Origin of the sequence: Xanthomonas dyei (assembly GCF_002939865.1) — a bacterium.
Classification (GTDB): Bacteria; Pseudomonadota; Gammaproteobacteria; order Xanthomonadales; family Xanthomonadaceae; genus Xanthomonas; species Xanthomonas dyei.
On sequence record NZ_MDEE01000068.1, the window covers coordinates 1 to 13,145 of the forward strand.

Sequence of the window (13,145 nt, forward strand, 5' to 3'; positions counted from 1 at the left end):
GCCGTCCGCTTATGCCCAACATCTGGCAAACACCGATATCATCAACCCCGGACTCTAAACCCGATCGCTACTCAGGGCGGGGGGACGTCGCGCCTGCCCCAGCCTCAACTCTGGTAGCACCGTTGTCGCTGCAATGGTACCAGCCTCCGAAAGCGCCGCGCCCAATCGCTGGCCTTGGCTGATCTCAAACTCTGGTAGATCCAGGCTGTAGCCAGTCAACAGATTCGTCAGGCCACCTGCCGAAGAACCATTGATGACGCCTTCGGTTGTCCTGATCAGGAAGTTCTGACTTCCCTTCCATTGCCCCACCATCGTATCGAAGGGCGATTCCGGTATGGGGAAGCCAGCATCGACCCACGCGGTGATGTCAGGCGCCAACGCACTGGCAATGCCATTGCCACTCCACTGCGGCAGCATCGGCATGCTATCGAGGTATCTTCCGCCAATCGCTGTCTCACCGAACGTGCGGTCAGTAAATGGCAACTCAAGCCCGGCTAACTCGCCACGCACGCGCTGCACACCTGCGCTTTGCGCCGATGCCATTGAGTTCCAGGTGTTGACGATACCGTCCCCGATTCCAGTTCCGTTGAAGACATGTACGCCGGCACCATTGTTTCCAAATCGTATCGGGGAAGGCTGGGTACCGGTCATCCGCCAATCGGGAGCCGGACCGGCAACACCGTATCCATTGCTCCAGCTGGGCGCAGGACCGCGTCGCGTGATGCCGCTGTTTTCGACCACGCCCATTGCTGCGATGCGGCTGGCCACAGCTGCTTCGGATAGCTGCTCTGCGCTCGGCCTGACCTGCACGGTGTCCATGGTCACAACGCCTTCTTCGCCCAGACGGGCAACCATCCCCGACGAACCACCGCCATCGGTGCTTGCCAACGCATAGCGGTAACGATCCCGACCGGTGTCTGCTGTGTCCGCAGTACTCGGCAAACGCCCTAACGCACTGCTCAGTGCATTGCCAAAGGCGTCCACGAACACGTCTTGGTAATTCACGGCCCCACCGACCATCCCTTGACGGACATGCGCGCTGACCACACCGCCGGTGATGCCGGAAACAATATCGCGGCCGTAACTACTGGCATTAATGCCTAGCGTGTTGGAGATGCTGGGTGCCAACCGCTGCGTAATACCTGCCGTCACCGCGCTGGCCGCCACGCTGCGCCAGTTGAAGCTGGCTTCGTTACCGACCAGTTTGTTGGCCACATAGTTACTGACATTGCCCACTGCCGCAGTGGCCACCGCAGCCACGACCGCTGGTGCACCGCTAACGAATGTGCCAAACCCGGCGGTCGCTGCGCCAGCCACGGTACTTGCGGCCACGTTGCGCCAGCTGAAGCTGGTCTGCCCCATTGCACTGCCGACGGCTTGACTGGCGAGGCTGCCGGCAAATGCACCCGCTGCGCCTCCCACCACCGCCGCGGTCGCAGTGAATCCCCCCGCGAGTGCCGCAGCACCGGTCGCCATCGTTGCGCCGATCGTGCCGCCCGCAGCGGCCGTGGCACTGGCTGCCGCCGTGCTTACCAGGCCCGCCGCAGCACCCGCCGTATAAATCGTCACCACAATGGCAACCACCACCATGATGATCATCCCCAACGTGCCGCACCCACTTTCCGGCGGCTTGGGGATGTACGGCAGCGACGGCGTGGTCGAGCCGATCGCCTCGCTGGCGTTGAACGGCTTGAACGTACTCGCGTCGTTGGTGTTTGCCTTGACATCGGGCACGTTCAACGTCGCACCGGCCACCAGCCCGCTGTCGTCGTCGATGGCGTTGGCTTCGGCCAGCACGTACCACAGGTTGCTGTTGCCGTAGAGGCGTTGTGCCAGCCCGCGTAGCGTGTCGCCGGCCTGCACCGTCACCTTGTAGGTGCCCACATCGGTACTGGCGTAGGCGTTCATCTGCCCCAGCACGTCGGTCTTGCCGTCGAAGCGGCCCGCAGCGACGTATTGCCCGTTGGCGAAGGCATATTGCTCGGTGCGCAGGCGCTCGGCATCGTCCTGGGTGAACCTGCCGCCCTCGAACGTGCCCTCGGTGCGGCGCAGGATGTTGCCCTCCGCATCCATCGTGAAATACCGCAGCCGGTCATCCACCTTGCCGCCGGGCGTGTTCTCGCGCACCGACAGCAGCTTGCCCCACGCATCGTAGGTGCTGGTGCTGTTGCTGGTCTTGAAGTCCTTGTGCGTGCTGGTGCCGACCACCTGTTGGGTGAGGTAGGTCTCTGCGCCCTGGTAGGTGTAACGGTAGGTGTGGGTGTAGCCCTCCGGCGTGGTCATGCCACTGCCTTGCTCGTTACGCACCAGCGAGTAGCGATACCCGCGCAGGCGACCGGCGGCGTCGTAACCGGTGGCCGGCGTGCCGTCCTGGTAGCGCACGGTGCTCAGCAGTTGCAAACCTTCCAGACCATCCCTGGGTTCCAGGTTGCCGTTTTCGTCCACCGCCGGCGGCGCGCTGCCGCCCATCGGGATGCCGTAGGCAATCTGATCGATCAGCCGCCCATCGGCGTCGTAGCTGCTCACATCGATGCGCTTGGCCGAGCCGTTGTCCGCATATTGACGCCGCTCCAGCAAGCGCCCGGAGGCGTCGTAGCGGCTGGTCTCCAGCAAGCGGGTAACGCCGTCGGGCAAGGTCTGCACGATGCGCACCACCCGGCCCTGGTCGTCGTAGAACAACTGCTGGCGCTTGAGCACCCCGTTGTCGTAGGACTGACGCAAGGTGACGTTGCCGTCTGCGTTGTAGCTCTGCAGCGAGCTGGTGTCGTCGTTGGCGATGACGATCTTGCCCGCCTGCAGCACGCCATTACTGACGGTGACGCGGTTTTCCTTGTCGTATTCGAACCAGTACGCCTTGTCGACCGGCAGCTCCTTGATGCCGGGTTCGACCGGCGTATAGGTCCACTGGAAATCGTCCACCCATAACGGATCGCCACCCGCGCGCTTGTTGGCACTGGCACCGATGGTCATGAAGGCCGCACCTGGCGGCACCTCTGCAGTGACCGACGACTTGTGCCAGGCACCACCGGAACCGCTGTCCACCACATTGCCCGACGACCAGGACGAGCCCAGGCCACCCGGCAGCATGTTGCCGGCGGCGTCGTACCACACGATCAGCACTTGCGCGGAGGCATCGCCGGCATCGGAGGCGCCTTGCTGCACCATCACGCTGGCAGTGACGCTCTTGCCCGGCACGACCGGCACGCGCTGCTGGTTGGTGATGCTCTTGGGGCCGCTGTTGGAGCCATTGAACTGCGCGCTGAAGGTGCCGGTAAAAGCATCGCCGTTAGAGCCTTCCCGACCAATCGTCCAGCCTTCGCCCAGGTCCCAGTTGGTGCTGCCCTGCTCCATGCCGGCATTGACCGGGGCCGGGTTGGGGATGGGGCTGATGGTCCATTGGAAATCGTCCATCCATAGCGAATTGGCGTTGGCGCGTTTGTTGGCGCTGCCGCCAATGGACATGGAGACTGCGCCCGGCGGCACGGTCGTGGTGACCTGCGATTTGAACCATTCGCCATTTGAGCCGCCGGTAATCAGGTTGCCGGCACTCCACGACTTGCCTTCACCGCCAGGCAGCATGTTGCCCGCAGCGTCGTACCAGATCACCAACACGCGTGCCGTTGCGGCGCCAGCGCTTGAAGCACCTTGCTGGATCATGGCGCTGGCAGTAATCGTCCGACCCGCCGTTACTTCAACCCGCTTGTTATTGGTGATGCTTTGCGGCCCCTTGTTGGAGCCCTTGAACTCGGTACCCCACGTACCGGTGGTTGCGGCACCGCCAACGCCCCGCTGGCTGATGACCCAGCCTTCGCCTGACGTCCAGCCGCGATTGCCATCCTCGAAACTCGCATTGGATGGCTGCTCGCCCGCTGGATTGAACGCACTGCCCATTTCGACCAGACGGCGGTTGCCAATGGCGTCATACGAATAACGCACATCGAGCAGACGGCGCTGCGCCACCAGATCGTCCTGGGTCACACGTTCGATGCGGTTGTGGGCGTCGTAGCTCGTGCGGGTAGATACCTGCAACAACTGATTGTTGGCGTCGTAGCTGGTGGTTTCTTCCAGCGTACGGTTGCCGTTAGCGTCGTATTCGTAACGGGTCGAGTTGGTCCTCCGCTTACCGGTGGCGGGATCGTACGAGGTGCTTGGCTCTTCGACACGTGCAACAAGACCGTCGGCGTTGTAGACGTAGCTGCGCTGGCTTTCTATGTAATTGGGCGCAGGTGGTTCCGGCTCACCGGGATCACCGGGAAACTCGGGTTCCTGTTCCATCTGCGCAGAGCCGCCTGCTGCCCTAAAAAACTCTCTTGGCCTATCGCTGATCGACACCGACAGTAGCTGGCCCGAGTTCCAATCGTACGTATAGTCGTAATCCAGCCCGCTCAGATCATTGTGGTCGATGACGCGATTGAATGCATCGTACTCCCAGGTCTTCTCATCGACGTAGACCTGCTGGCCATCACGATCGATCTTCCAGTCCGCACCCTCTTCGCCACTCTCGCGATTGGCCCGCGCCAGCGCGTTGCGCTCCAGAATCTTGTTGCCACGCAAGTCGTAGGCGTATTCCATCACCAGACCGGTGGCGCTCTCCGAGCGGATCATCCGGCCCTGGCTGTCGTAGGAGGCCTTGGTGACCTTGCCATTGCTGTCGATGCTGACCAGGCGATTGCCGTCCTGGTCCAGTACATAACGCTCCATCTCCTGCCAGCTGCGGCTGCCATCGGCTTTATTGCCATTGTCTGCCCATACCGATACCACTCGGCCAGCCGCATCCACCTGCTTGAGCGTCAGGGTGCCATCTGCGTCGGACGACAACGTCTGGCGACCCAGAGCGTCGTAGCGATAACGCTTGATGCCGCCGGTGGCATCTTCTTCACTCGTCATCCGGCCGCGGATGTCGTAGGTGTAACGACGGCCGTTGCCGTTGGCATCTCGCGTGCCGACCAGCTGGCCCATTGCGTCGTAGAACCAGCCCATCACCGGGCGCTCAAACGTGGTCACGCCGCTGGCAGAAACCACCTTAACTTCCGGTGCAGTCTGCGAGATCAGCTGATTCGCGTCGTTGTATGCAAACGAAGTTTCATTGCCCTTGGCATCCCTTACCCAGGTCTGGTTGCCCCAGCGGTCGTAAGTGTGCTGCGTCACCGTGTCAGTCGCGTTGCCGTCCTGGTCGTACGCCATACGCGTGCGCCTGACCACTCGGCCAAGGAGATCAAGCTCAAGCGAATTCTGTACATACCAGCCATTCCAGGACTCGCCGTTGGAGCCACCAACCCGATGCGACTCGGAGATCTGGCGATTGCTAGCGTCGTAAGTAAAGTATCGCTCTACGCCGTCGGCATTCGTCCGAGTAACGTTGCCGTGGTTATCGTATTGATAGCGGATCGTTTGATCCACCTCGGCGCCGGTCGTACGGGTATCTTTAACCTCGATCTCGCCAAACGCGTTGTAGATCACGCGCTCGCTGGCCTCGACTACCTCGCCCATGCTTTGGTTATTGGCGAAGCTCTCGCGGAATGACTGTTTGCCTAACTGGCGCCCGATGTGGTCATAACTGTAGCGCGTGCTGAACCATGCCCACTCGCCCAGCTCAGCCGCCGCCTTCCAGGTGTAACTGAACTTGCCGCTCTGGGACTGCGAGAAAGCCGCATAGCTGATCTTGCGCCGCTCTTCCAATACGCGATCCGCGGCATCGAAGGTGCGGGTCAGCTCATTGCCCAGCACATCGCGCTGCCAGACATTGCGGCCCTGCCAATCGTAGCGGAAAGTTTGGGTGACCCAATTTGTACCGTCGGCGCCGCTGGATTGCTCGACCAGGTTGCCGAACGCGTCATAGCGCATGGTCGTGGTGGGAACGACCGTCTGATACAGCTTGGCATCGTCGATCCCGGCGAAATCACCGCTCGCCAGCAAGCCCGTCGCAGCGGCGCTTACCACAGCACGGTCGCCTTCACGTGTGGCTACCATGCGACCGAGCGCATCGTAAGCCATGTTGACAGTCTGGTTACTAATGCGCGATTGGGTTAAACGACCTTCGGCGTCGTACGTGTAGGTGTTGGTCAGCGGACCGACACTTGCGGCACCGAATCTATCCTGTGCGCGGCGCGTCACCGTCTCGGACGTCTTGCGTCCCAAGGCGTCGTAGACGTATGTCGTACTGCGATCTCTGTCCGAGAGCTCGACGTTATGCAGATCTTCGGGGTCGGCCTCGACGATCTGGTTGGCATACTCCGTCTGCTTGGCAAGTTGACCCGTCGCCGTGTACTCGTAGGTCGTGACGTAGCCTTCCGGATCCGTCCTCATTACTTCACGGCCATTGTTATCGTAGACGTGGTACGTCATCGCATACGTGCCGTAGCCGAGGTCGCCGTAGTTACCCCAGGTATCACGTTCGAGAAGGACAGCTTCTTTTTTCAAATTTCCAAAAGCATCGTAATAGAACGTCGTGCGTGACGTCGCGCTCCAATTCAGATCCTCCTCGACAGGCTCCTGACCCCAGAACGTGGCCTGCACTTCACCGGATGCTCTTGTCAGTGCTGGCTGTACAACAGGCATCGTGCCAACGCTTGATTTGCGGCCGGCCCGATCATAGAACGTATAAATCGTGCGATCGTCGCTTGAATTCATCCAGTGCAGATAACGGCCAATGGATTCCGGATTTGGGTCCGGCATATCGGTCGATATGTCTGCCTTGTAGGCATGACGCGTGAGCCGCGATTGATCTCCGAAAGCATTGTATCCGTAGCTAATGACATAACCTTCCGAATCTACATCGTAGGCCAGCCTTCCCTGCGTGTCGTAGGACTTATAACTGTATCTTCCAAGCACATCCTTCTGCATGACCGCATTGCCGAAGGCATCATAGGTAATCTCAACGGTGGCGCTCTCGCCGGACGCCACCAGTTCACCATTGGCATTCAAACGGCCGGCATCCGGGAAGATGGTGCGAATCTGATGACCGCGGTTGTCGTATTCGTAGCGCGTGACACGCGGGCGGCCACCATCTGCATCCTCGATCATCGAGGTGACATTGCCCTGCCCATCGTAGGTATAACGGGTGACGAGGCTGCGCTGCACACTGGTCACGGTTCCGGATGCGTCAGCGGTTGCCACCGCGACGGCTGGGCTGATTTGGGCCGTCTTGTTGCCGGCAGCATCGTAGGTGTAGTTCCAGACCGCACCATTGCGATCCTGGTGACGAATCACACGCCCTGCGCCGTCATAACTGAAGAACTCGACCTTGCCCAGGCGATCTGCCTGAGAGATCACACGGCCAGCAGCATCGTAACGGAACGATCCGCCCTGGTAGTTGGTGGCATTGGCAACGCTGGCCTCGACCTCAGCCAATGTTGCCGGCTTGGTGGTCATCAACGTCGCGTAACTGCGCGTTTCGATCACGCGCCCCATCGCATCGTATTTCTGCTCGGTGACCGCGCCACCCGCATCGATTGCAAAGCGCTGTCTTCCTGCAGCGTCATAATAATAATCGCGTTGTCGAGTAAGGGCCTGCGGCGTTCCTGCCCCCCTACGATCATCCAACTCAGACTTGAGTCGACTCTCGATATCGTATTTCACGCGCATGGTAGATAAGGGCCACGTATTGCCGTCCCCGGCATACGGGATGGTGACGCCATACACGATCTCGGCCAACAATGTGTTGGCGGGGGAATATCTGTACTCCTTTACGGTCAACCTTTGGTCATCTCGGCGACCGAACCGATCGACAGTCGTGGTCTGGACTTCATATATGAGCCGGCCAGCCTCGTCGCGAAAGTATCCCACTTCCCTGTAATCGTAGTCTCGCCCAACCAGATTCTCAATGAGACTTTCTGACTCAGACGACGACCAGCCCTCGTCAAGCAGCTGCCTGATCGTAGAAATCCCATCATCATTCACGTAGCCATCAAGATAAATTGCGCTGGAATACTGCCTGCGGCCAGCTATACGGCCCGCTTTATCATAATAAAACTCGGTTACCGCACCGGATCCGTCAATTGACGCCAATACCGTTCCAGTGGGGTTGTATACGTTCCATTGCTCTATATCTCGGCTCTCATCCTGCGTGATCTGGAACTCAGATCCGGCAGATTTTCCTTGCTCGAGTAGATTTCGCTGCTCTTGTGAGAGCGGCGTCGGAGTGGCCAGTTGAGTGGTCTTAATTTGACGGCTATTTACATCGTAGCGATAAATAATCGTACTTCCGGCACCATCGATAGAAGCTACCTTACGACCATCGCTATCCAGCAGCGTGTAGCTCTGTAGATCCAGCGTATCATTACGTACCACCAGCGCTTCCAGTTGCTGGCTGGTCATCTGCAACGAAGCATTTTCCAAAGCGATCCGCGCGGCGTAACTGCGCGTGGCGACCCGACGTCCCGAGATGTCGTAGTGGCTCTCGGTCACATCGCCGACGCCGTTAACCTCAAACCTTGCTCGGTTGGCTTCGTCGTAGGTATAGCGTGTCACACTACCGGCAGCATCCTGGCGTGCTACAAGGTTGCCGTTAGCATCGAACGTGTAAGTTGTGGCAAGCGCGAGCTTGCTTGGGTCGACAACTTCTTTGATACGTCGTCCCGCGGCATCGTAGGTATAGACCGTCGTCCTTGACGCTGTTGTTCCTGCTGCCTCGGTAATGGAGATTTGGCGTCCAAGCTCGTCCCATGCATAAGTTGTCTTCAGTGCAAGCCCACTCGGATCCACTACCGATTCTAGTAACTGGCCAGACAGGTCATAACGGAACTCTGTCGCTGCACCAGTTGCATCGACCATGCGCAGCTGTCGTCCCAATGCGTCATAGGCATAGCGGATGGTGGGGCTACTGGGAAGTGGCTCTACCTGACCGGTCTGGGGATTAACCTCCATGAAAGGCGTAATACGTGCAGTTACGCGCCCCGCATCGTCGTAGATATAGTTGACAGCTTGGCCTTTCTCGTTGCTCGCTATCAAACGCCCTGCATCGTCGTAAGTGCGGCGATTATCCAGAGCCGCTCCTTCACTCCAGGATACCAGCCGGCCATTTTCGTCGTATTGGTAGCCGGCGAGCGTGGCGCCATCTATTAGCACGAGTTCGCCAAATTCGTTATAGGACGAAACCGTGACAACACCGAGTGCGGTCGTCGTCCGTACCTGCAACTGCTGGTCGTCGTAGGCGAATCGGGTAGTGTTACCACTGGCATCGGTCATTTCCACTGCACGTGCAAACGCGTCATAGCGCGTAGTGGTGGTCTCAGCACGCCCCTCGACCTGGCGCGATATCTGGATCAGCCGGCCATTATTGTCATAGACGCGGGCGGTGGCTGTGCCACGTGCGTCGGTCTGGCTGACTGCGCGTCCGAAGGCATCGTAACGAACGCTTTGGGTCAGGTTGAGCCGTCGTGTCCCTGCGTCCTGTGCGGTCTGCAACTGCAGGCCGCGACGGTCGTAGCTGTAGGTCGTGACCGTGCCGCGTGGCGTGCCCGCGGCACGTTCGAGTCGTTCGACCTCACCGAACACGTTATACGTCTGCAGGGTACGAACACCGAGCGTATCGGTTGCGGTGATGACCTGCCCGTTCGCGTTGTAGGTGAATTGCTGGAGTGCGTCGTTTGCGGCTGTGAAAGATAATGTGCCGATCGCGTCCTGCAGGCTCTGGCGGCTGTTGGGAACTGCCAGCTGCAGACGGCCGACGTAACGAATCTGCTCGGTCTGGTCGCCAAAGGCGTTGTAACGCCATTCGGTGACTTCAGCTTGCGCGTTCTTGACGCCTTCCGCGCTGGACATGCCCTGCGCGCTGTAGCGCAACCGTCCTTCGGCGTCATGGATGAACCAGGTCGCCACTCCATTGGGGTTCGTACTGCGAATCATGCGCCCCAACGCGTCGTACTCGTAGCGCGTCGCGTAGCGGGCGATCAATGCCTGCCGCTCGTCATTGCTTTGTGCCCAGCGCACTTGCTCCGAACCAACGCCATCCAGCTCTGCAATAATCTCTCCGAACACGTTGTAAAAGCGGTTGCTTTCACGGCCATCGAAGAAGTTCGATCCAAATTCGTCGGTGTATTCTTCTCCGGCTGAAGTCTGTACTAAGCGTCCCGCCGCGTCATATACGTAGCGCGTCACCAGCCCGCTGGTGGAAACCTCTGTTTCCAGCTGACCCAATCCATTGAACTGCCGCCGCTGCTGCCTGTAGGCGGATTCGTCGGCCACAGTCGCAACCTGCTGGCGAATGCTCGCCCAGTCGCCTTCACGTGCCGATGCGGCAACTTGCTTGTAGTACGACAAGGTGGCACGGCTGTTGCCATCCTCGTCGAACACGTATTCGGTGACGTAGCCTTCCGGATCGAGCTGGCCGACCAGATTGCCGCGCCGGTCGTAGAACAAGCGCGTGGTCTGGTCCGCGTCTGCCGCAGCTGGGCGTAGCTGCTGCAGCGTACCGGCTGCCCGCAGCGTGGATGTGGTCGCGGTTGCGTAGGCCGTGGTGCGGATCAGCCGGCCAGCCTTGTCGTAGCCGCGTTCGACCAGGAAGCCTTCCGCATCCAGAGTCGCTGTGAGCAGGCCCGAGCCATCGTAGAAGTTACGTGTGACCCGTGCAGTGGCACCAGTGCCGATAGTGGCGGTGATCAGGCGCCCGGCGCCATCGTACGCGTAGCGAGTCACCGTACCGACTGCACTGGTTTCGGTCAGTACCCGGCCGGCGTCGTCGTAGCTACGACGGGTGACACGATCGTTGGCGCTGTCTGTCCGCAGCCCGATCTGCGAGACCAGGGTGGGGACCACTGCTCCGTCTACCAGCCAGTTGGCGGTCGTGACGCGCTTTGCATACGTCGTGGTGGCGATTACTCGGTCTGCCCCGTCGTAGCTGTAGCCGATGACGGTGCCTGTGGCATCGACCTGTGCCGCCAGTCGGCCCTTTTCGTCGTAGAACTGGTAGACGCGCCCACCCAATGCGTCTTCGGATGCGCGCAGCAGACCTGCAGCGTCATAGACGTAGCGTTGCGTGCGGGCGGAGCCAACGGCCGTGGGGTCTTCCAACGTCGTCGTGGTGGTCCGCCCAGCGCTGTCTCTCACCTGGATCTGCGTGGCGCCCGCAGTCTGCGCGATAGCGATGCGTCCCACGCTATCCAGATACTGGTACGTGGTTGTGCGGGTTGGCGGCGGGGCGACTGGCGGATCGACTGGATCTGCAGGATCAGCTGGGTCTGTCGGATCCGTGGGATCGACAGGGTCTACGGGGTCAATCGGAGCAGGCGAGCCAGCGCCCGCCCCAGGGCTCTGCAAAACGCCCAGCAAGCGGCCCATGCCATCGTAGGAATAGTCCACGATCTCGCTCAGCACCGGCGCTTCGACGGTGCCGCGCACGGTGGCCTTGCGCAACAGCAACCCCTGCCCGTCGTAGGTCGACACTGTCGTGAGGGTGGCCTGATCGCGCACGCCCGCACCGCTGGCGTCGACTTGCGCGAAGGCAACCGTCAAGGCAAGACGTCCATTGGGGTCGTAGCTGTATTCGACCAGCGAACTGTCTGCCAGTAGCGGCGCAGACCAGGACTGCAAGGCAGCTTCGGTATAGGTCGTGCCGGCGTAGCCTGCATTCGCAAAACTGCGCGTGTTGGCCAACTGGCCGACGCCTGTGCCGCTGCTCGCATACTCCAACGCGCTCACACGGCCTTCGGCATCGACGACATAACGCAGCCGATTCTGGCTGTCGTAGACGTAGCGTGTCCGTAGCGCGCCAGCGACCGGAGGCTCTGCGGTACTGAAATTGGTCGTCCCGGCGAGATAGCGGGTTTCGGAAAGCAACTGGTTCTGCGCTGAATACGCGCGAACGGTGACCTCACCTGCCTTGTTGGTCTGACGGAGCAGATTGCCGCTGCCATCGTAAACATAGGTGAACTGACTCAGTACTACGCTACCGCGCGCTTGCGTGGTCGAGAGCAGGTTGCCCGCAGCGTCATAGGTGTAACTGGTCACATCGCGCTGACCGCTGATCGGCGGGGCGAGAACTTCCAGCAATTGGCCTGCGGTGTCGAACCGATAGCTCCACGTGCGGCCAGCCGCATCGGTTACATCGGTCTGACGCGGGTTAGCTACGTATGCAAGCGTGTATGTCTGTGCTTGCGCTCCTTCGCCATATGCGACGCTGGCGAGGCGACCATCGCTCTGATAGCCGTAGCGGGTAACGGTGCCGTCACTCTGACGCACCGAGGCGATACGCAAACTGGTCGCGTCGACGTAGCTGTATTCGGTGCGAAAGAGCAGGCCATCGTTGGCCGCACGGTTCGCCGTGTTCCAGACGTTGTCTGTGTCGTCCTCGGGGGTGAGATCAGTGACCACGGCGGTCAACCGCCCCTGGGCGTCGTATTCGTAAGCGATCTGGTGCTGGATGACGCCTGTCTGACGTGTGCCGACCGCGGCGAGCCGGCCCTGCGCATCGTAGGAGAACACGATTGCATCGCCACTGCTGGTGCCGTCGGCCTGGACGACTGCGCCAACGCGACCATCGACGTTGTAGATCACGTCGAACGCTGCGGACGTACCTCCGTCCGTCGTTCCGCCAATGATGCGAAGCAGCCGCCCTTGTGCGATTGCATCGGCATGATCGGCGAAAATTTCCTGCCGACGCGTACTGCCCTCGGTCAGGGTCCAGGTCTTGGACTCGGCATCCCAGGACAGGGTGTCGTGGGCACCTGCGCCGGCGGTGGAGAGGTAGCCGCCGGTAGCGGAGTTGTACTGGAATTCGCTAGTGCTGCCGTCGCCTTGTTGCAGGCGCACACGCGAGCCGGCGGTATTGAGCGTACCGACTAGGCTGACCTTGCGTTCGAACCCTGTCAGCCAGCCGTCGGCTCCGACATCAGACAACTGCCCCAGACTGTTATAGGTGCGATTTAATCCGACCGACAGGCCGCGGAAGTTCAAGTGTTCGTCAGCGGCCTGAAGTACCAGGTTGCCCTGCGCCACGTTGACGTATTGACGGTCGCGTCCTTGACCTAGCGAGGCGGTACCACCGGTTGTCGCCCCGAGGGCAGCCAGAGAGCTATCGAACAGCCCCAGCCCATTGCCCGTAAACACTGCCACCATACCCTTAGGGAACCTCTGAACAAAGCACGGCAGATGCGCGACACTACCCGCCTCGTGTTGAGGAATCATCCATGCAACTGACGTTCGGCGAC

The 13,145-nt window shown here is 60.4% G+C and carries 1 protein-coding gene; it reads right to left on the bottom strand.

Features of this window, described 5'->3' with window-relative positions; genetic code table 11:
• Positions 1-54: 54 nt before the first annotated feature.
• Positions 55-13,053 carry a LysM peptidoglycan-binding domain-containing protein gene (locus tag XdyCFBP7245_RS22430; RefSeq protein WP_158255531.1) on the bottom strand — a complete coding sequence of 4,333 codons (12,999 nt, stop codon included), beginning with the start codon at positions 13,051-13,053 and terminating at the stop codon, positions 55-57.
• Positions 13,054-13,145: the final 92 nt, after the last annotated feature.